The organism is Streptomyces sp. NPDC002795 (assembly GCF_042888725.1).
In the GTDB taxonomy this organism is placed as follows: Bacteria; Actinomycetota; Actinomycetes; order Streptomycetales; family Streptomycetaceae; genus Streptomyces.
Genome location: NZ_JBIAQB010000008.1, coordinates 105,827 through 125,886, shown reverse-complemented (window position 1 = coordinate 125,886; position 20,060 = coordinate 105,827). Strand labels below are relative to the sequence as shown.

Below are 20,060 nucleotides of genomic sequence, written 5' to 3'. Positions count from 1 at the left end.
ACGTTCATGCTCAAGGTCGAGCGGAAACTGCGTACAAAAGTCACAGCTGTGCTGGCCTGCACGGCGGCGGGCGCCCTGCTCGCGGGCTGCGGCGGAGGTGGCGGGGCCGCCACCGGCGGCGGTGTCAAGGACGGCAAGGTCACCATCACCATGGGCCTGTACGGCGTGATGGGCTTCAAGGAGACCGGGCTGATCGAGAAGTACGAGAAGGAGAACCCGAACGTCACCGTCAAGGCCGAGGCGGCCGGCGACGAGCAGACGTACTACACCGCCCTCCAGACCCACCTCGCCAGCGGCTCCGGGCTCAAGGACATCCAGGGCATCGAGGTGGCGCGGGCGAAGGAGATCACCGAGACGCAGGCCGACAAGTTCACGGACTTCGCCAAAACCAGGGGCATCAAGCACTTCCAGCCGTGGAAGCAGGGACAGATCACCACGAAGGACGGCAAGGTCCTGGGCCTCGGCACGGACACGGGACCGATGGCGGTCTGTTACCGCAAGGACCTGTTCGAGCAGGCCGGACTGCCCACCGACCGCGAGAAGGTCGGCGAGCTGTGGGCGGGTGACTGGAACAAGTACGTCGAGACCGGTGAGAAGTTCGCCAAGGGCAACAAGGACAAGAAGGTCTCGTATCTGGACTCGGCCTCCGGCCTGTTCAACGCCATGGTCTACGGCAACTCCGAGCAGTTCTACGACAAGTCCGGACAGTTGATCTACAAGACCAACCCGGCGATCAAGGAGGCCTGGAATCTGTCGACCGAGGCCGCCCAGAAGGACCTGACCGCCAAGTTGCCCCAGTTCCAGCCCGGTTGGGACCCGGGGCTCGCCAACGGCACCTTCGCCACCACCGTCTGCCCGGCCTGGATGCTCGCGCACATCACCGACAAGGCAGGGGAGGCCAACAAGGGCAAGTGGGACGTCGCCAAGGCCCCCAAGGGCGCCAACTGGGGCGGCTCCTTCCTCGGGGTCACAGAAAAGAGCCCGGTGAAGGACGAGGCCAAGAAGCTCGTGGCGTGGCTGACCGCCCCTGAGCAGCAGGCCTACCTCTTCGAGAAGCTCGGCAACTTCCCGTCCTCCAAGACCGCACTCGCGGACCCGAAGGTGAAGGACGCCAAGTCGGAGTACTTCTCCGGCGCACCGACCGGCCGGATCTTCGGAGCGGCGGCCAACGAGGTGCCCGCCGAGCAGGTCCTCGGCCGCAAGGACGGCACCATCAAGGACAACTTCCAGCAGGGCCTCCAGCTGGTCGAGAACGGCAAGTCCCCGGCCCAGGCATGGAAGACGACCGACGAGCGGATCAAGAAGGCCGTCGGCTGACGCGGACACGCGTACGGCGCTGAGTGGGGCGGCCAGATCGTCCGGCCGCCCCCGGCCTCCGCCCCGCGTCACCCACCCCGGTCTGCCTGTTCGCTGTCTGTCTGCCTGCCTGCCCGCCCTCCCGACGGAAGGACCCCGGTGGCCGCCTCCACCCAGCTCGGCCCGCCCGTGAAACCGGATCCGGATCCGGACGGTCTCAACAAGTCCCGTGCGAACAAGTCCCGTTCCAACAAGTCCCGTTCGAAGATTCCGCTGCTGCACCGCCTCGACGTGAAGGGCGCACCGTACGCGTTCATCGCCCCCTTCTTCATCGTCTTCGCGGCGTTCAGCTTCTACCCGCTGATCTACACGGCCTGGATCTCCTTCCACCAGGTCGAGCTGTCCACGTTCGATGTCATGTCATGGCGGGGACTGGACAACTACACCGCGCTGATCGCCGACGAGCGGTTCTGGAACGCGCTGCGCAACACCATCACCATCGGCGTGATCTCCACGGTCCCGCAGCTGCTCATGGCCCTGGGTCTGGCCCATCTGCTCAACTACCGGATGCGTGGCTCGACCTTCTTCCGTGTCGCCGCCATCACCCCGTACGCCACCTCGGTCGGCGCCGCGGCGCTCGTGTTCACGATGCTCTTCCAGCGCGACTTCGGCATGATCAACTGGGGCCTCGGGCTGGTGGGCATCGACCCGGTCGACTGGGAGAACTCCACAGGGGCCTCCCAGACCGCCATCTCCGCGATCGTGATCTGGCGGTGGACCGGCTACAACGCCCTGCTCTACCTGGCCGCCATGCAGGCCGTGCCACTGGAGCGCTATGAGGCCGCCGCCATCGACGGCGCCAACCGCTGGCAGCAGTTCCGCACCGTCACGGTCCCCGGCATCAAGGCGACGATCGTCTTCACCATCGTCCTCTCGACGATCGGCGCCACCCAGCTCTTCGGCGAACCACTGATCTTCGGCCAGGGCCCCAACGGCATCACCGGTGGCACCAACAACCAGTACCAGACCCTCGGCCTGCTGCTCTACGAAGAGGGCTGGAAGAACTACCAGATGGGCCGCGCGGCCACCGTGGCCTGGGCGATGTTCCTGCTGCTCGTCCTCGTCTTCGTCCTGCAGCGCGTCATCTCGCGCCTGCGCAACCGCACGCACTGACCGGGGAGTCACGCCATGACCACCGACACCGCTCCGGTCCGCACCGGCGCCGGAGGCCGCCGCACCGTCGAACGCTCGGCCCCCGCCCGCCGCGGGCGCCTGATGAGGCAGGGCGCGGGCAAACAGCACCACGCGGGACCCGTCGCCTACGTACTGCTCGGCCTGACCGCCCTGGTCTCGCTCTTCCCGCTCTACTGGACGCTGGTCGCGGCCTCCTCCGACAGCGCCCGGATCTCGCGGACCCCGCCGCCGTTCCTGCCGGGACCGCACCTCTTCAGCAACCTGTCCCGGGCCTGGACCGAGGCCGCCATGGGCAAGGCGATGATGAACTCGCTGATCGTCGCCGGCGCCATCTCGCTGTCCACCGTGCTCTTCGCGACCCTGGCCGGATTCGCCTTCGCCAAGCTCCGCTTCAAGGGCCGCAACGCGCTGCTGATGGTCGTCATCGGAACCATGATGGTGCCGCCCCAACTGGGCGTGGTTCCGCTGTTCATGATGATGAGCGACCTCGGCTGGGGTCAGCAGCTGCCGTCGGTCATCTTCCCTACGCTGGTCAGCGCGGTCGGCGTGTTCTTCATGCGCCAGTACTTCGCCGAGGCGCTGCCCGACGAGCTCGTCGAGGCCGGCCGGGTCGACGGCGCGCACTCGCTGCGGATCTTCTGGTCCATCGTGCTCCCGATCGCCCGTGCCCCCATGGCCGTGATCTTCATGATCACGTTCGTCCACGCCTGGAACGACTTCTTCTGGCCGTTCATCGCCCTGGACATGACCAACCCGACCGTGCCCGTGGCGCTCACGCAGCTGAGCGCCGGCTATGTCCGCGACCAGTCCCTGATCATGGCGGGCGCGCTGCTCGGCACGCTGCCGCTGCTCGCGATGTTCGTCGTCTTCGGCCGGCAGATCGTCGGCGGCATCATGCAGGGCGCCGTCAAGGGCTGAGCCCAACTCCCGCCCGCCACCCACCTGTTCCCTCCCGGAGGTTCCCTCATGTCACCCGCGCTCACGTTCCCCGCCGACTTCCTGTGGGGCACGGCGACCGCCTCGTACCAGATCGAGGGAGCCGCCCAGGAGGACGGCCGCACACCGTCCATCTGGGACACCTACGCGCGTACGCCCGGCAAGGTCCTGAACGGTGACACCGGCGACATCGCCTGCGACCACTACCACCGGTGGGCCGAGGACGTCGACATCATGGCCGACCTGGGTGTCAAGGCGTACCGCTTCTCGCTCGCCTGGCCGCGCATCCAGCCGACCGGCCGCGGCCCGGCCCTGCAGAAGGGCCTCGACTTCTACCGGCGCCTGGCCGACGCGCTGCGCGAGAAGGGCATCAAGCCGGTCGCCACGCTCTACCACTGGGACCTGCCACAGGAGTTGGAGGACCTGGGCGGCTGGCCGGCCCGCGAGACCGCCGAGCGGTTCGCCGAGTACGCGGCGCTCGCCGCCGACGGCCTGGGCGACCACATCGACACCTGGACCACCCTCAACGAGCCCTGGTGCAGCGCCTTCCTCGGTTACGCGTCCGGCGTGCACGCCCCCGGCCGCACCGAGCCGGTCGCCGCACTGCGCGCCGCGCACCACCTCAACCTGGGCCACGGCCTGGCCGTTCAGGCACTTCGCTCGGGGCTGCGCCCGTCCGCCGAGGTGTCGGTGACACTCAACGTGCATCACGTGCGCCCGCTGACCGGCGCGGACGGTGACACGGACGCCGCCAGGCGCATCGACGCGCTCGCCAACCGGGTCTTCACCGGCCCGATGCTGCGCGGCGAGTACCCCGAGGACCTGCTGAAGGACACCGCGCCGCTGACCGACTGGTCCTTCGTCCAGGACGGCGACCTCGCCGAGATCCACCAGCCGCTGGACTTCCTGGGCGTCAACTACTACTCGCCGACCCTGGTCTCCGAGGGCGACCCGGCGCACGGCAGCGACGGCCACGGCGCCAGTACGCACAGCCCCTGGGTGGGCGCCGACCGCGTCGCCTTCCACCCCACGCCCGGTGACAGGACCGCGATGGGCTGGACGATCGACGCCTCGGGCCTCGAAGAACTCCTGCTGCGCCTGGGCGCCGAGCACCCCGGCCTGCCCCTGGCCATCACCGAGAACGGCGCCGCCTTCCACGACTACGCGGACCCCGAGGGCAACGTCCACGACCCGGAACGCATCGCCTACGTCCGCGACCACCTGGCCGCCGTGCACCGCGCGATGTCCGCCGGCGCGGACATCCGCGGCTACTTCCTGTGGTCCCTCCTTGACAACTTCGAGTGGGGCTACGGCTACAGCAAGCGCTTCGGCATGGTCCACGTCGACTACCCGACCGGCACCCGCACCCCCAAGGCCAGCGCGCACTGGTACGCGAAGGTGGCGGCGACGGGCACGTTGCCGGCGTGACGGGGACCGTCGGCGGCCCCCGTCACGATGGTCGTGCCGCTCGGCGGGGGCGGTCGGTGGGATCGGGTGGGAGAGGCGCTGGGAGAGGGCCTGGGGGAGGAGCGTTATCGGTGCGGCTGTAGGTGCGCAAGACGTTCCTCTCGGTCGACTGCGCGTTCAGACGGTGGATGACATACGCGACGACGGTGATCAGCACCAGGACCGCGCCCGCGGTGAGTGTGGCGTCCATGGCGATCACCGGCTCACGGCGAGGCGAACGGTGTGGGTGGAGGTCGCGCCGCCTTCGTACTCCCACGCCTCCTCCGCACTCTGCGGCCGGTCGACCACGGCGACGTCGCCGTGGCCCGTGATCTCGGCGGCCATGAGATCGGTGGCCGTCAGCGGGGGCCCGTCCGGGTCACAGGCCGCGGCCATGAGCCGCGCGGCGCTCGCCTCGCTCGTCTCGGGCGGGATCACCAGGAGGTCCCGGCGACCGTTCCCGAGGGACAGCAACAGCATGGTGTGCGGGTCGAGGTCAGGGGTGAACCAGCCGATCTTGAGGACCCGGTCACCGACGGTCACCTTGCGAGGGACGACGGGCCAGAGCATCGGATTGACGGCGACGCGAGTCACGCGACCCCACAGCGGGGCGAGTACGTCCGCCAGGGCAGGGAGCTCTGCGGTCAGATCGCGCGAACGGGGCCACCAGGCTCCGTCGAGGAGGCCGCCGCCCGTCGGGGACAGAGCGAAACGGGGAGTGAGGGTGGCATGCGTGGGCGTGGTGGTCCCGGTCATGATGCGGACCCGTCTTCGGGGCGACGTCACGGTCGTCCCCGATGCCGTTGCTCGCCGAGGACGAGACCCGCGTGGATGCCGGAGTGCGAAATGCCCTTGGTCTCTCCAGCGTACTCCTGCGGGCGAGCGCGGTGACAGGCTCGTCACTGTCCGTGCCCTCCTCGTCCTCTCCGTCCTCTCCGTCCTCTCCGTCCAGAGTCCGTCCGGGCCGATTTTTGGCGGGCGGGAGTACGGTGAAGGAAGCGAGGATGTTCGTATGTCGGTGCCCGGCCATGTCGCCGCGCCCTCGCGACTGACGACCGCCGTCAACCACCCGTCCGTGCAAGGCAGTCGGCAGGAGCCGCGTCTCATGACCCTCGCAATGCACCCACCCCTTCCCTCCCAGCCGCTGCTGCGCCTTCGCCTGGCGCTCCACGCCGGCGGGCCCCGGGCCATCGACGGGGCGTGGTGGCCGCGCTCGTACGACCTTCCGGCCGAACTGCCCTCGCTGCTCGCCGGGTTGCCCCGCACGTGGGGGCATGTCGCCAGCGTCATGTTCAACGGCACGGTGTGGTCACCGGCGCCTGGCCGGATGTTCGTCGCCGGTGAAGTCGTCCGCCTGCGCAGAAACCCGACGGCCACCGCGGACACCGTCGTCCTCCTCGCCCCCGGGCGCGGGCGCTGGGACCTGCTCGTCGTACCTCCGGAGACGGCCGAGGAGGCCGCGGAGCCGATCATGGCCCGTGCGGCGGGAGGGGCGCAGTAACCGCCGGAGTACGGTTGGGGGGACCGAGGGTTCCCCGTGCATCGGCCAGGCGCCCCTGCCGTTCTCGGCGATCGAAGACACTGGGCCCGCTTCGACGGTGTCCGGGACAGGGTTCGCCCTATGGCAGAGCGTGCGTTCCGACCGGCCGATGCGCAGTCGCATGCACGGCTCGGCCACCAGTGTCCTTCGCCCTGGGAAGCGGAGCGGGTCCGCCCGTTGTCCAGGAGCCAGATCGCCGACCATCTCCAGGAGCTGGGTGAGCTGTACGCGGCCCACTCCGTCGCTCGGCCCGCGGAACAGGTGTGGCGGAGCCAGGCGTTTCTGCAGCGCCTGCTGACCGATATGCGGCGTCCCGGGTTCGCGCTGGTGGTCGCGGAGAACACGGCCCTGACGGCGTGCGCGTACGGATTCCCGCTGCGCGAGGGACTGATGGAGATCAGGGAGATCGTCGTGCCGCGTCGGGTACGGGAACAGTCCCAGGGCCGGGACTGGAATCTGGCCCGTCGGTTGCAGCGGCGGCTGCTCGACGACCACGGCCACGCCACCGGGCTCACCCTGGTCGACCGCACCGACGTGAGGGCCCTCGCGGCACTGCGGTCCTGGGGATGGCGGGACACACCGGCAACTCCTTACGGGATACCCCTGTTGGACCCGCGCTGCGCCCTGCTGCTCGGGCGGTGAGCGACGGGAGGTGTGGCCCAGATCACAGTTGAGGTTGACCTTGGGGCAGGGTGCAAGCTCGGCGTGTCGCCACACCTTCACGAACCTCACGGGAGCGATCACCATGTCTGACATGACACGCAACGTCACTGACGGCCCCGACGCGGCCGACCAGGATCGCCCGGAACTCCGCAAGGCGCTGCGGGACATCGTCGACTCCGGCCTCATCGGGATCACGCTGCGCGTGCACGACGAGCGGGGCGAGTGGGTCGGCAGCGCAGGGGTGAGCAAGCTGGGGGAGCCGGCCGAGCCGTCGGTGGACGGCCACGTACGGATCGGCAGCAACACCAAGACGTTCACCGCGACGCTCGTCCTGCAACTGGTCGCCGAGGGCAGTATCGGGCTCGACACCCCGGTGGCCGACTACCTCCCCGAGTTCGGTCTCGACCAGCGGATCACGGTCCGGATGCTGTTGCAGCACACCAGCGGAGTGTTCAACTTCACCGGCGAGTACTACCCGGACGGCACAGTCGTGCCGGGCATCCCCGCCACCACCGCAGGCAAGGAGTGGGTGGGGAACCGCTTCGCGACGTACCAACCGGAGGAACTCGTACGGCTGGCGCTGTCGAAGCCGGCACGGTTCGAGCCGGGGGCGGACTGGAGCTACTCCAACACCAACTACGTGCTGGCCAGGCTGGTGATCGAGCGCGTGTCAGGCCGCCCGGTCGCCGAGGAGATGCAGCGGCTGATCCTGGGGCCGCTCGGACTCTCGGGCACAGAGGCACCGACGACCGGGACGGAGATCGCGGAGCCGCATGCGCACGGCTACTACCGGTACGAGGAGGCGGGCGAGGTGAAAACGGTCGACGTCACCAGCCAGAATCCCTCCTGGATCTCCAGCGGTGGCGACATGGTGTCGACCACGCGGGACCTGCACACGTTCATCTCCGCGCTGGTGAGCGGCAAGCTGCTGCCCGCCCATCTGCTGGCCGAGATGTGCACACCGCGCCCGACGCCCGCTCCGGGCATGGGCTACGGCCTGGGTGTGTTCGTGCAGGACACGGGCGACGGTGGCACGGTCATCACCCACAACGGAGGCGCCGCCGGTCACGCGGCATTGATGTACAGCACGCCCGACGGCAGCACGACCCTGACCGCCGCCCTGAACTACGCGGACGACGCCGATCTTTCCGCGGCCCTGGCCTTCCAGCAGGCGACGCAGCGGCTGGTCGACGAGGTGTTCGTCGGCAGGAGCACCGGCCCGGGACCGGCCGGCCGTCCGAGCCAGGGCGCCTGAGAGATGGCGAACGGGGTCACGATCGGGCAGGCGGCGGTGTTCGTCGGTGTCACAGTGAAGACGGTGCGGCACTACCACAAGCTCGGCCTGGCCGAGGAGCCGGAACGCGACACCTCCGGTTACCGGCGTTACAGATCGGCCGACCTGCTGCGGCTGGTTCAGGTCCGTACGCTGGCCACCGCCGGAGTGCCGCTGGCCGAGGTCGGCGCGCTGCTCGATGCCGACGCCGTACGGTTCGCGGCCGCACTCGACGACGTGGAGCAGCAACTCACCCAACGCATCGCGGAATTGACCACCCGGCGCGACACACTGCACCGCCTGGCCGACGGCAACCGGGCGTTGCTGCCCGACCGCGCCGTGCTGCTCCTGGAGCGCCTGGCGGAACTGGGGTTCACCCCGGAGGAGGTGGAAGCCGCCCGGGACGGTCTGGTGCTCGCCAAGGCCCTGGTCCCCGATGGCTTCGACGACTACCTCGCCGATGTCGAGCACGCTCTGGAGGACTCCCGCTTCCTCGCCCTGAGCAAACGCGCCGCGGAATCCGTGAGTTGGGGCGCCGACGACCCCCGCATCGCCGAACTCGCCACCGAGATGGCCGACCACTACCTCGCCAGTCCCGCCCAACTGAAGATCGTGACAGGGCTCCAGGCCCGGACCGAGGCCTCGACCCGGTACAAGCTGATCGCCCGCCACGGCGAGGACCAGGCGCCGGGCACGGCCCGGCTCACCGCACTCGTCGAGGCCAAGCTCCGCGCCGCCGGCGTCCGTATCCCCGGGCCGGGTTCAGGGCGGTGAGAGGCGTTGGCGTCGCGGCTCGCGCGCCCGTTAGGTTGTCGGCCGTGACCAGTGAAGACACCCTTGCCGCCTGGCTGAAGACCCTCTCCCGTACCGCGTTGACGCGCCTTCTGGAGGAGCGGGACCTGCCGGCCTCCGGCGCCCCGGTGTCCGGGTTCGCGGTGCTGGCCCGTCAGTTGCTCGGCCCGGGCTCGGTCAGCCGGGCCCTCGACCGCGTCACCCTGCCCGAACTCGTCGTACTCGCCGAGATCGCCGCGTACGCCGCCGAGTCCCACGAGCCGGTGGAGCCCGCTCCGGAGGGCCTCGAACCCGAGAACCGGGCCGTGGACCGTACGGAACTCCTCGACAGGATCGCGGGAGGCGGCAGCGAGGAAGGTGAGGAGGCCGCCCGGCGGCGAGCCGTCGCCGAGGTCGCCCTCGACCGGCTCGCCGACCGGGCCCTGCTGCTGCCACCGCATGGCGACCGGCTGACCGTACCGAGCGTTCTCCACGGCAGGTCCGCCGAACTCCAGGGCTACGGCGGCCCCGTCGGCCCGCTGCTCACCGACGCCTTCAAGGCCGCCGAGATCCACCGCATCGCCACAGGGCTCGGCCTGCCCGCGGAGCGCACCCGCGACGCCGCCCAGCACGCGATCGTCGCGACGCTCTCCGACGCCGAACGGGTCCGCGCCCTGGTCGCCGACGCTCCCGCCGACGCCCACGACCTCCTGGCCGACCTGGTCCCGGGACCACCGCTGCTCGCCACACACTGCTTCGTCTCCGAGTACGGCTATTACGCCGGCTCCCACGCCAAGTTCCACTTCCGCGAGCAGGGCTCCGGCGACCCCGGCACCGACTGGCTCGCCGAGCGCGGCATGCTGGTCCCCGTCGGAACCGACCTCGCCGAGCTGCCGTACGAGGTCGCCCGCGTGCTGCGCGAGGCCGGCCCCCACCGGGCCCTGCCCCACGCCCCGCAGCCGGTGGCCACCGTGCCGCTCGCCCCACAGACCCTCGAAGGTCAGGCCCGGTCCGCCGCGGCGGCCGCCGCCGACCGGGCCGAACGGCTGCTGCGCGCCCTGGCCGCCGAGCCGGTCGCGATCCGCAAGAGCGGCGGCGTCGCCGTGCGCGACACCCGTCGTCTCGCGAAGGCGGCCGGCCTCGACGAGAGCGAGGCCCGCCTGTGGATCGACCTCGCGGCGAACGCCGCGCTGATCGGCCCGAGTGAGCCCGAGGGGAGCAGCAAGACGCCCACAGGGCGTGGCCGTTCCCGCCGAGCCGCCGCGCCCCCGGCCGAACCGGTACGGCTGCTGCCCACGCCCGCCTGGGACCAGTGGTCCGGAGCGGACCCGGCCGCCCGGCTGCTGCCGCTGGTCGCCGCGTGGGTGGTGGTCCCGGAGATCTTCACGTACTGGCCCGAGGCCTCCGGCGACACCGCCGTCGCACTGATCGCCCCCGACGACCCGTACGCCGTCGATCTGCGCCACGGCCTGCTCGCCGCCCTCGGCTCCCTGCCCGAGGGCGAGGCACCCGGAACCGCCCCCGCAGGCCGGTCCGTCCATGCGCCGACCCTCGACGGCGACACCCTCACCGACCTCGTCGTCCGGGCGTCCTGGTATCGCCCGGCCTGCCTGTCGATCCCTGACGCGGAGGACCGCGCGCGAGCCGTCCTGGGTGAGGCCGAACTCCTCGGCCTCACCGCCCACCACACCCTCACCGCCGCCGGGCGCGCCGTCCTCGCCCTCCTCGACGCGGGCGCGGCCCGGCACTTCCCGGCCGTCCCCGGCGCCGGAGCCGACATCGGTGACCACCCCGTACTGGCGGACGCCGTAGGGGAGTTGGGACGCACACTGGCCGGGCTGCTCCCGCCGCCCGAACACACCGCCCGCTTCCAGGCCGACCTCACCGCCACCGTGTCAGGACCGGCCGCATCCGAACTGGCCGAGCTTCTCGCCGCCTGCGCCGACCGCGAGTCCGACGGGCATGCCACGGTGTGGCGGATCGGCCCCGCCTCCGTGCGCCGCGCGCTCGACGCGGGCTGGGACGCGGCCACCCTGACCGACCGCCTCACCGCCGCCTCGCACGGTTCGGCCGCGCTGCCACAGCCACTCAGCTACCTCATCTCCGACACCGCCCGCGTCCACGGCCGTATCCGCGTCGTCAGCTCCGCATGCGCCCTGCGCTGCGACGACCCCGCGCTCACCGCCGAGATCGCCGCCGCCCGTCCCCTCGCCAAGCTCGGCCTGCGCGCGCTCGCCCCCACCGTCCTCATCTCCGCGGCGGACGCCGAGGCGACCCTGGCCGCCCTGCGAGCGGCCGGCTACGCCCCCGTCCTGGAAGCCGCCACGGGTACCACCGTCGTGGAACGCGCCCCGCAGGAACGCTCCCCGGCCGCCATGCCCTCCCTCTCGGAAGTCCACGCCCCGTACGGCCGGGGCAAGGGACCCGCCACGGCGCATGCGCTGGCCGCGGCCCTTCTGTCCTCCTGACGGTCAGGGCCGGGTGACGCGGTCGACCAGATCGGTCCAGCCCGCCTTCACCCGCGATACGGGCATCTCGCACTCACCGGTCAGATGGTGGATGAGGGACGGGTCGAGGTAGGCCAGGAGCGCCTGGGCGTGGAGCTCGAAGTCCGTGTCCACCGCGACCTCCCGGAGCAGGGCGGTGACGTGCGCGAGGAACACCTGGCGAATGGGGTGGGACAGGCGGCGGACGGAGTCCGAGTGCGAGGCCAGGATGAGGTCCAGCTGCTCGACCGACCAGTCGATCACCGCCACGCCGAACGCCCGCAGCCGCTCCACGGCCGGTGCGCCGGGGCCGAGCGGCGGCGGGCCGCTCAAGAAGTCGCCCTGCAGCTTCTTCGCGGAGTGGTCGAGGAGCGCCAGGAGCAGGCCGGTGCGGTCGCCGAAGCGACGGAAGACGGTCCCCTTGCCCACGGACGCCGCCGCGGCCACCGCTTCCATCGTGACCTCGCCCGCGCCGTGCTCCGCCACCAGGCGTTCCGCGGCATCGAGGAGGCGTGCGCGGTTGCGGGCGGCGTCGGCGCGCAGAAACGGCCCGTCGTCCGCGGGCGGGGAGTGGGGCAGGGTGCTGGCCATGTGCCCAGCGTAAGTCACGTACGAACAAATGGACCGCGGTCCGTTTCGTCTGCTAGACAGTAAACGGACCTTGGTCCGGTTAGCTGCTCGTGCTCCGATGTACGCGCCGGGACCGGGGCCGCAGAACCGCGATATCGCATCCTCTTGGAGTTCTCATGTCTGTTCGTATCCTCGCGCTCGTCGGCAGCCTCCGCGCCGGTTCGTACAACCGCCGCCTCGCCGAAGCCGCCGTGCAGCTCGCCCCCGAAGGCGTCGAGGTCGAACTCTTCGACGACCTGGCCGCGATCCCCTTCTACAACGAGGACATCGACGTCGAAGGCGGCGCCCCGGCCGCCGCCACCGCACTGCGCGAGGCCACCGCGAAGGCGGACGCGCTGCTGCTCTTCTCCCCCGAGTACAACGGCACGATCCCGGCGGTCCTGAAGAACGCCATCGACTGGCTGTCCCGCCCGTTCGGCGCCGGCGCCATCAGCGGCAGGCCCGTCGCCGTCGCCGGTACCTCGCTCGGCCGGTTCGGCGGCGTGTGGGCGCACGACGAGGTCCGCAAGTCCGTGGGTGTCGCGGGCGGCGCGGTGATCGAGGACGCCAAGCTCTCCATCCCCGGCTCCCACAACCGCTTCGCCGAAACCCACCCGGTCGAGGACGCCGAGGTCGCGGCGCAGCTGACGGAGATCGTCGCGCTGCTGCACACCGCTTCCACGGCGAGGGCGACGGCCTGACCTCGTCGAGGCGGAGACCGACCGTCTGCCGGTCCCCCGCGCGTCGCGGCAGGTCAGGCCCGATCCGGGCTGACCCCCGCCACCGCCGGCCCGAGCAGCGTGCTGGCGCGCGCGGTGGGGTCGGGGTGGTGTTCCGTGGCGAGGGCGAGGCCGACGGCCAGGGTGATCAGGTCCTCGACCGTGCCCTTCGGCGTCACCGCGCCCTCCCGCGCGGCGCTCCGCAGCAGCGGCTCTCCCGCCTCGATCAGCGTCGCCGCGCGGGAGTTACCCCGTACGGGGTCCTGCGCCTCGTCGTACGAGAGGGCCGCGGCCAGCCCGCGCGCGGTGACGCAGTAGGCGACCACTTCGCCCAGCCACTCCAGCAACGCCTTGCGCTGGGCATACCGCTGACGCGCTTCGAGGACTGGGCGGGGGAGAACCTTCGTTGAGCGGCACTCCGGCTCGGCTCGCGCGCGGCGTGGCCGCGGTCAGTCCAGGTCGGACATGTCGAGCACGAACCGGTAGCGGACGTCGTTGCGCTCCAGGCGGGCGAGGGCGGTGTTCACCTGGGACGACGGCAGCAGCTCGATGTCGGCGGTGATGCCGTGGTCGGCGCAGAAGCGCAGCATGGCGGCGGTGGACGGGCGGCCGCCGCTGCCCGCGGAGCTGAGTTTCTTGCGGCCGATGAGCAGGTCCAGCGTGTCCACGGTGACCGGTCCGAGGTGGCCGAGGTGGCCGAGGGTGCCGTCCATGGCGGTCACCCGTAGGTACGGAGCCAGGTCATGGGGAGCCGAGATGGTGTCGATGACGACATCGAACCGGTCGCGGACCGCTTCCATCTGCTCCGGGTCGGTGGACACGACGAATCCCCGCGCCCCCAGGGTGTGTGCCTCGTCGGCCTTGTCCGGGGTCCGGCTGATGACGGAGGTCGTGGCGCCGAGCCCGGTCGCCATCTTGACCGCGAGGTGTCCCAGGCCGCCAAGACCGGCCACGGCCACGGTGGTACCTGGACCCACGCCGAGCGCCCGCAGCGGTTCCCAGACGGTGACTCCGGCGCAGAGCAGCGGGGCCGTGGCCGCCGGGTCGAGGCCCGCGGGGAGACGGTGGGCGAACCGGTCGCTCACGACGTACTCGCGGGAGTACCCGCCCAGGGTGGTCGACCCGTCCTGCCGGTCGGCTCCGCCGTAGGTCAGCGTCGGGAACTCACGGCAGAAGTTCTCCTGGCCGGCCCGGCACATGCGGCACACGCCGCACGAGTCGACGATGTTGCCGACAGCCACGGGGTCGCCCGGCGAGAAGTCGACAACCGCGCTCCCGGCCTCGGTCACCACGCCGGTGAACTCGTGCCCGGGCACGAGCGCGCCGTTCGCACCGCTCTCGTGTGCCCGCAGCGCGTGCAGGTCCGTGTGGCAGACACCGCAGTACTCGACCCGTATCGCGATGTCGTCCGGGCGCAGGTCCCGGCGCTCGAGCGCCGTACGGCGCAGGGTCCGCGTCACGCTGTCCGCCTGCCATCCGGTTGTGGAACGCATCGCCAACTCCTAAGACAGACTGTTCGGTCTGTTTGACCGTAGGTGGATACGGGCCGAGAAGCAAACAGACGAGTCTGTCTGTTACGGTGCGATGCATGCCCGACCAGCCATCCAGTAGCCAGCCATCCAGCAGCCGCGGAGCGGCGACGTACCAGCGCATCGTCGACGTCGCCACCCAGGAATTCGCCCAGTACGGCATCGCCGGTGCACGCGTCGAGCGGATCATCGCCGCCGCACGCACCAACAAGGCGCAGCTCTATGGCTACTTCGGCAACAAGGAACAGCTCTTCGACGCGATCTTCTTCGCCTCACTGGAGCGGATCACCAACGTCGTCTCCATCGACGCCACGGACCTCGCCGACTGGGCGGTGCGCCTCTACGACGAGTACCTCAGCCGCCCCGACCTGATCCGGCTCGCGACCTGGGCGCGCCTGGAGCGGCGCCCGGCGGGGCACCTCGTGGCGGACCACGACCACTACGACGACCACAAACTCCAGGCCATCGCGCAGGCCCAGGACGCCGGACGCATCCGCCAGGGGGACCCCTTCGACGTGCTGGCCATGGTCATCGCCATGTCCATGGCCTGGTCCCCGGTGAGCAATGTCTACGCCGCCTCCGCCGAGGAGCCCGCCGGCGTGCACGACCAGCGGCGCGCTCTACTCCGCGACTGCGTGAGCCGCGCTGTCGCCCCGTAGTGGCTCGGCCGATCGGACCGGAAGCTTGGACGGTCGGCCGACGCGGCGCCGGGGAACGCGGCACTAACTTCCTTCTCAGCAGGTGACACCACGGAGAGGGAGCCACGATGGATCAGCGAACGTCCGACCGCGACACCGGTCTGGCCACCGAGTTCGAGAGGGACGTCCTCACGCTGCTGCTGGAGGCGATGCGCGCGGCGGCCAGGCAGGAACGCGAGGACCTCGGTACGGAGAGTGTGCTGGCCGCGCTCGTGTCGGGTGACTCGGCGGCGGGTGCCGCGATCGCCCCCGGCATGCGGGCCTCCGGCTCGCTCGGCGGATCGATCGGGGCCCGGGGGACGTCCGTGTGGGTCAGCGACGACGCGGGGGACGGCGCGGCGGAAGGCCCGGACGACGAGCGGGAGATCGACGCCCTGTGGCGGGAGGCCCGGCACGAGGAGGCCAAGCGGCTGCGTCGGGCGAACCAGAAGAAGGAGAAGAAGGAGAGGAAGAGGGACGGGGAGGAGAAGGGGCGCGCGGGGGAGCGGGTTCCGGAAAGCATCGAACTCCCGCCCATGACCGGCGCGTTGCGGTCCTGCCTGCGCAAGGCGCTGGAGGCGGCGCGGGAGGAGGGCGCCGTTTCCGTGCAGGTCCGCCATGTGGCGCGTGCCCTGGTCGAGTTGCCCGAGACGCGTGCCCGCGAGGCCATGGTGGTGGAGAAGGTGGACGTCCCGGCCGCCTCGGCCGCGCTCGATGCGCTGCGGGGGAGCGACGAAGTGCCGGAGCCCTCCGCGGTGTTGATCCTGCGCAAGGCGGGGACGTTCGGGAAGAGCGGTAATCCGCTGACCCGGAAGTTCACCTACTGGGTCTTCGGGGGCGGGGCCGGGTTCGGTTCCGCGGTCGTGGGCGCGGTGCGCACGGAGGCATCACGGGTGACGGTGCGGCGCGGGGACTCGCAGACGCGGGCCGTCGACACGCTGCTGGGCATCCTCGCGCTCGACCGGTCGTTGAGCGTCGCGGAGCGTGCGCTGCCCGAGAAACTGCAGGGGGCGAACCGGGGAGCGGAACTCCTGCGCCGCCACGGTGCCCGGCAGGACACCCTCGCCCGGGTGCTGCTTCCCACCACCGGGGTCGAGCAGGGGGAACCCGCGGAGGTGCCCAGCTCCGCCGACTTCGAACGGCGGCTCCTGCACGTCACCCAGTTCACCGCCTCCCACCATGGCTCGCCCACGGTCGGCACGACCCATCTGCTGGCCGCGCTGCTGGACAAGACCGGGACGGACGCGGAGTCCGCGGCGGAGATCGAGCGTGTGCTGACCGAGAGCGGCGTGGACGTCGACGGGCTGCGGGCGGAGCCGGACCTCCAGGTGCCCGGAGGAGCGGCAGCCTCCCACTGAGGCCCGGTGGAGGCCGCGGTGGTCCGCCAACGCGTATGACACGATCACCCGTCGACAACGGAATCCGCACGGAGGAAACGATGAACCCGGTACTGCGACCGTGGACGCGGATACGCCGCGAGGCCGCCGCGATCCGGAACGCGGTGCGCGCCGCGCCCCGGCGGACGGTCGTGATCGAGTCCGTGGTCGCCGGCCTGGTCCTGGTGTGCTCGCTGGTGCCGGTTCCCCTGGTCCCGCCGGCCCACCCGGTGCCGGTGGTCCTCGTGGGTGTGTGGGCGGCGCTGCTCGTGCCCGCGCGGCGCAGGTACCCGACCCTCGCGGTGCTGGGCTGCATGCCGGTGATCGCGGGGGAGAACGTATGGGCGACGGTGGTCGTGCCGTGCGTCGTGTGGTCCGCCGTGCGCCGCATCACCTCCGCGCGGCGTGCCTGGGCGGCGGTCGGGGCGAGCGCCGCCGGTTCCGTGGTCCTGGCGATCGCCGGCCAATCCCGCCAAGAGCTCCCGACGTTGCCGTACCTGGTCACCGGAGCCGGCCTCGCCGCGCTGTTCGTCCTGCTGCCCGCGTTGTCCGGCCGGGTGCTCGGGCATCGCCGTCCCCTGAAGGGGCTGCTGCGGGAGCGCAACACCTACCTCGAACAGGCCCGCTTCCTCACCGACGAGGCGGCCCGCATGGAGGAACGTACGCGCATCGCCGCCGAGATGCACGATCTGCTCGGCCACCGCATCGGCCTCATCTCGGTGCACGCCGGGGCCCTTCAGCTCGCCGCCGAACGACAGGCACCCCCGCTGGCCCCGCAGGCCGAACTTCTGCACACGACCGCAGGAACGGCCATGGACGAACTGCGCGGCATCCTCGGCATCCTCCGCCACCAGTCCGGTGAGGACATCGGCGAGCGGGGAACCCGCGAGTCCCTCGCGGCCCTCGTAGAGGACTCCCGGAACGCGGGGACCGACGCCGAACTACTCTGGTACGCAAGCGAGTTGACCGAGGTCGACGCCCGCTCCCGGCAGGCCGTCCACCGAGTCACCCGTGAAGGACTCACCAATGCGCTGAAGCACGCACCCGGCGCGCGCGTCCGTGTGACGGTCCAGGACGAAGGGGAGACGGTGGTGATCGCCGTCGTCAATGACGCCCCGCCGAAGCCCCGTTCACCCGGCGACGGGAACCGTAGTGGGCTCGTCGGCCTCCACGAAAGGATCAGCCTGCTCGGGGGCGTCCTGCATGCCGGACCACGTCCCGAGGGTGGCTTCGCCCTCTCCGCCCGGATCCCCGTCCGGCCCAACGTGCGGTCCGTGTACGCCACTTCGTCGAAGCCGCTGTCCGACGGGGCGGGCTCCCGGCCCCCGCTGTCCACGGAAGTGCTCACGTGGCCCCGCATCCTGGGTGGCGGCTGTGCGGCGCTGCTGGTGCTGCTGCCGACGATCGGGGGCGCCATCGCCCTGTTGATCATGGCCGTTCTACAATGAGGCGATGATCCGAGTCCTGATCGCCGACGACGAGGCGTTGATGCGCACCGGGATCCGGCTGGTCCTGGAGCACGACGACGAGATCCGCGTGGTGGCCGAGGCGCAGGACGCCCATGAGGCCGTCGAAGCCTGCCGCGTCCACACCGTCGACGTCGCCCTCCTCGACATCCGCATGCCCGGGGACGGCATCACCGCCGTCGCCCGGATCGCCCGGCAGTCGCCCCGCACCCGCGTGGTGATGCTGACCGCCTTCGGCGAGGAAGCGACCGTCACCAGCGCGTTGCGCGCCGGGGCCCACGGCTACCTCCTCAAGGACACCGGCCCTCACGCGCTCATCGACGCCGTACGCCGCGCCGCCGCCGGAGAACCCGTCCTCGCCCCGCAGGTCACCCGCCAACTCGTCGACTTCCGGACCCGGTTGGGCCACAGCGGCGACGCGGCGGCGGGTCGCATCGCGGACCTGACACCGGCCGAACGGGACATCCTGCGGCTGCTGGGCACCGGCCTCTCCAACGCCGAGATCGCCGCCCGACTCCACCTGAGCTCCGGCACGGTGAAGGCCCACATCAGCAGCATCCTCACCCGCACCGACTGCACCAACCGGGTCCAGGCCGCGGTGCTGGCACAGGAGGCGGGCCTGCTCGGCTGACACCCGGCAGCCCTCTGCCCCCTCCCGCTACGGCGTGCCCCCGGTCTGCTTCAGCTGCAAGCGGCGCAGCGCCCGGGGTGCCGTCTCCGGCAGGGCCATCAGGCACACGATGGACAGGACGCAGGTTCCGGCGAGGTAGTAGCCGACGTTGACCGCGTTCCCGGTGGCCGCGACGATGCGGTTCGCGATCAGCGGCGAGATTCCGCCGCCGAGGACCGCCCCGAGGTGGAAGGCGATGCCCATTCCGGACTGCCGCTGGTCGCGGGGGAAGAGCTCGGTGAAGAAGGTGTACATCGGGCCGAAGAGCAGACCGGTGGTCGCGAAGCCGAGCATCAGCGCCACGGTGAAGGCGCCGATGGAGCCCGCTCCCGCGACGGGGAAGATGACCAGCGACGCGACCAGCGACGAGAGCGCACCGGCGAACATGATCGGCCGCCGGCCGAACCGGTCCGAGGCCCAGGCCCCGACGACATTGCTGGCCGCGTGGACCAGCAGGCCCAGCGTGCTGGCGTTGACCACCGCCTGCCGCGGCAGCCCGAGACCGTCGGGCGCGGCCGAGGTGGCGTAGGACATCATGAAGGTGACCAGCGCGAACGTGCAGGAGTTCAGGCCGATGTTGACCCCCGCGGCCAGCAGCACCCGCCGCCAGTTGGAGCGGAAAACATCGGCCACCGGGCGCCGGTCCTTGAGCGCCGCGCCCTCCTCGCGCACCATCTGCTGGAAGACCGGGCTCTCCGCGACGCCCCGGCGGATCCAGACGCCGATGACGATGGCCACGCCGCCGGCGAGGAACGGCAGTCGCCAGCCCCAGGACTCGATGCTGGAGTCCGGCAGGAAGAGCACCGCGGCAAACGCCAGATTGGCGATGATCGTGCCGAACGGCGAGCCGAGGGCGACGAACACGCCGTAACGGGCCCGTTTCTCATCAGGGGCGTGCTCGATGGCCAGCGCGGCAGCGCCACCGGTCTCCCCGCCGCGGAACAGGCCGTGTCCCATCCGCAGGACGACCAGGAGCAGCGGCGCCGCGACACCGATCTGCGCGTAGGTCGGCAGCACACCCATCAGTACGGTCGCCGCGCCCATGCCGATGAACGTGAGCAGCAGCGCGAAGCGCCGGCCGTACCGGTCGCCGACCCAGCCGAACCCGGCGGCGCCGAGCGGAGCCATCAGGAAGCCGATGGCGAAGGTCGCGAGCCCGAGGAAGGTGCCGAACCAGGCGTCGTCGGTCTTGAAGAAGGTGTCCGTGAGGACCAGCGTGGTCGCTGTCCCGTAGATGGCGAAGTCGTAGAACTCCAGGGACGTGCCAAGACCACTGGCGATGGCGATGCGGACGACGCCGGTGCGCTGCGGCGGTGGCGAACCCGTGGTCGCCGTCGCTGATATCTGCTCGGTCATATTTCTACCTCTGGGCCTGTCGGCAGGGGAGTTGCGGCACGTGGCCGGCGAGC

At 71.0% G+C, this 20,060-nt stretch carries 19 protein-coding genes; 14 read left to right on the top strand and 5 right to left on the bottom strand.

Annotated features, from left to right (window positions below; translation table 11 throughout):
- Positions 1 to 6 precede the first annotated feature (6 nt).
- From ACFYWS_RS24395 to ACFYWS_RS24380, 4 genes are all read left to right on the top strand, one after another.
- The gene (locus ACFYWS_RS24395) at positions 7 to 1,317 is read left to right on the top strand and encodes an extracellular solute-binding protein (protein WP_389280070.1); all 1,311 of its coding nucleotides are present in this window, start codon (positions 7 to 9) and stop codon (positions 1,315 to 1,317) included.
- 138 nt (positions 1,318 to 1,455) lie between these two features.
- The gene (locus ACFYWS_RS24390) at positions 1,456 to 2,469 is read left to right on the top strand and encodes a carbohydrate ABC transporter permease (protein ID WP_389280068.1); all 1,014 of its coding nucleotides are present in this window, start codon (positions 1,456 to 1,458) and stop codon (positions 2,467 to 2,469) included.
- 15 nt (positions 2,470 to 2,484) lie between these two features.
- Entirely contained in the window at positions 2,485 to 3,408 is a 924-nt protein-coding gene (locus ACFYWS_RS24385; RefSeq protein WP_389280066.1) for a carbohydrate ABC transporter permease, read from the top strand.
- Between the two features lie 48 nt (positions 3,409 to 3,456).
- Entirely contained in the window at positions 3,457 to 4,854 is a 1,398-nt protein-coding gene (locus tag ACFYWS_RS24380; protein WP_389280064.1) for a GH1 family beta-glucosidase, read from the top strand.
- A 234-nt stretch (positions 4,855 to 5,088) separates the two neighbouring features.
- Here ACFYWS_RS24380 and ACFYWS_RS24375 read toward each other — a convergent pair whose 3' ends face one another.
- On the bottom strand, positions 5,089 to 5,628 hold the full coding sequence (locus ACFYWS_RS24375; protein WP_389280062.1) for a DUF5994 family protein: 540 nt from the start codon (positions 5,626 to 5,628) through the stop codon (positions 5,089 to 5,091).
- A 349-nt stretch (positions 5,629 to 5,977) separates the two neighbouring features.
- Between ACFYWS_RS24375 and ACFYWS_RS24370 the strand changes: the two genes are divergently transcribed.
- The 5 genes from ACFYWS_RS24370 (at position 5,978) to ACFYWS_RS24350 (ending at position 11,587) form a co-directional block, all read left to right on the top strand.
- Positions 5,978 to 6,373, top strand: coding sequence for a DUF5994 family protein (locus ACFYWS_RS24370; RefSeq protein WP_389280060.1), 396 nt, complete (start codon positions 5,978 to 5,980; stop codon positions 6,371 to 6,373).
- Between the two features lie 216 nt (positions 6,374 to 6,589).
- A complete protein-coding gene (locus tag ACFYWS_RS24365; RefSeq protein WP_389280058.1) occupies positions 6,590 to 7,054 on the top strand; it encodes a hypothetical protein in 465 nt (154 codons plus the stop codon).
- Positions 7,055 to 7,157: 103 nt separating this feature from the next.
- Positions 7,158 to 8,330 carry a serine hydrolase domain-containing protein gene (locus tag ACFYWS_RS24360; RefSeq protein WP_389280056.1) on the top strand — a complete coding sequence of 391 codons (1,173 nt, stop codon included), beginning with the start codon at positions 7,158 to 7,160 and terminating at the stop codon, positions 8,328 to 8,330.
- Between the two features lie 3 nt (positions 8,331 to 8,333).
- Positions 8,334 to 9,122: a MerR family transcriptional regulator gene (locus tag ACFYWS_RS24355; protein ID WP_389280054.1), complete on the top strand. Its 789-nt coding sequence runs from the start codon at positions 8,334 to 8,336 to the stop codon at positions 9,120 to 9,122.
- 44 nt (positions 9,123 to 9,166) lie between these two features.
- Positions 9,167 to 11,587, top strand: coding sequence for a helicase-associated domain-containing protein (locus tag ACFYWS_RS24350; protein ID WP_389280052.1), 2,421 nt, complete (start codon positions 9,167 to 9,169; stop codon positions 11,585 to 11,587).
- Between the two features lie 3 nt (positions 11,588 to 11,590).
- Here the strand turns inward: ACFYWS_RS24350 and ACFYWS_RS24345 are convergent, their stop codons facing one another.
- Positions 11,591 to 12,196 carry a TetR/AcrR family transcriptional regulator gene (locus tag ACFYWS_RS24345; RefSeq protein ID WP_389280050.1) on the bottom strand — a complete coding sequence of 202 codons (606 nt, stop codon included), beginning with the start codon at positions 12,194 to 12,196 and terminating at the stop codon, positions 11,591 to 11,593.
- A 155-nt stretch (positions 12,197 to 12,351) separates the two neighbouring features.
- On the opposite strand from ACFYWS_RS24345, the gene ACFYWS_RS24340 reads away from it, so the two are divergent.
- On the top strand, positions 12,352 to 12,915 hold the full coding sequence (locus tag ACFYWS_RS24340; protein WP_389280048.1) for an NADPH-dependent FMN reductase: 564 nt from the start codon (positions 12,352 to 12,354) through the stop codon (positions 12,913 to 12,915).
- A gap of 53 nt (positions 12,916 to 12,968) precedes the next feature.
- Here the strand turns inward: ACFYWS_RS24340 and ACFYWS_RS24335 are convergent, their stop codons facing one another.
- Entirely contained in the window at positions 12,969 to 13,280 is a 312-nt protein-coding gene (locus tag ACFYWS_RS24335; RefSeq protein WP_389280046.1) for a hypothetical protein, read from the bottom strand.
- A gap of 102 nt (positions 13,281 to 13,382) precedes the next feature.
- Entirely contained in the window at positions 13,383 to 14,426 is a 1,044-nt protein-coding gene (locus tag ACFYWS_RS24330) for an NAD(P)-dependent alcohol dehydrogenase (protein ID WP_389280044.1), read from the bottom strand.
- Positions 14,427 to 14,521: 95 nt separating this feature from the next.
- On the opposite strand from ACFYWS_RS24330, the gene ACFYWS_RS24325 reads away from it, so the two are divergent.
- The 4 genes from ACFYWS_RS24325 to ACFYWS_RS24310 all read left to right on the top strand — a co-directional run bounded on the left by ACFYWS_RS24325 (position 14,522) and on the right by ACFYWS_RS24310 (position 18,612).
- Positions 14,522 to 15,121 carry a TetR family transcriptional regulator gene (locus tag ACFYWS_RS24325; protein ID WP_389280042.1) on the top strand — a complete coding sequence of 200 codons (600 nt, stop codon included), beginning with the start codon at positions 14,522 to 14,524 and terminating at the stop codon, positions 15,119 to 15,121.
- A gap of 107 nt (positions 15,122 to 15,228) precedes the next feature.
- Positions 15,229 to 16,497 (top strand): Clp protease N-terminal domain-containing protein, encoded by a 1,269-nt coding sequence (locus ACFYWS_RS24320; protein WP_389280041.1) that lies wholly within the window; start codon positions 15,229 to 15,231, stop codon positions 16,495 to 16,497.
- An 80-nt stretch (positions 16,498 to 16,577) separates the two neighbouring features.
- On the top strand, positions 16,578 to 17,963 hold the full coding sequence (locus ACFYWS_RS24315) for a sensor histidine kinase (RefSeq protein WP_389280039.1): 1,386 nt from the start codon (positions 16,578 to 16,580) through the stop codon (positions 17,961 to 17,963).
- A gap of 4 nt (positions 17,964 to 17,967) precedes the next feature.
- Complete coding sequence (locus ACFYWS_RS24310; RefSeq protein WP_389280037.1) at positions 17,968 to 18,612, top strand: response regulator; 645 nt, start codon at positions 17,968 to 17,970, stop codon at positions 18,610 to 18,612.
- 27 nt (positions 18,613 to 18,639) lie between these two features.
- Here ACFYWS_RS24310 and ACFYWS_RS24305 read toward each other — a convergent pair whose 3' ends face one another.
- Positions 18,640 to 20,007 (bottom strand): MFS transporter, encoded by a 1,368-nt coding sequence (locus ACFYWS_RS24305; protein ID WP_389280035.1) that lies wholly within the window; start codon positions 20,005 to 20,007, stop codon positions 18,640 to 18,642.
- Positions 20,008 to 20,060 lie beyond the last annotated feature (53 nt).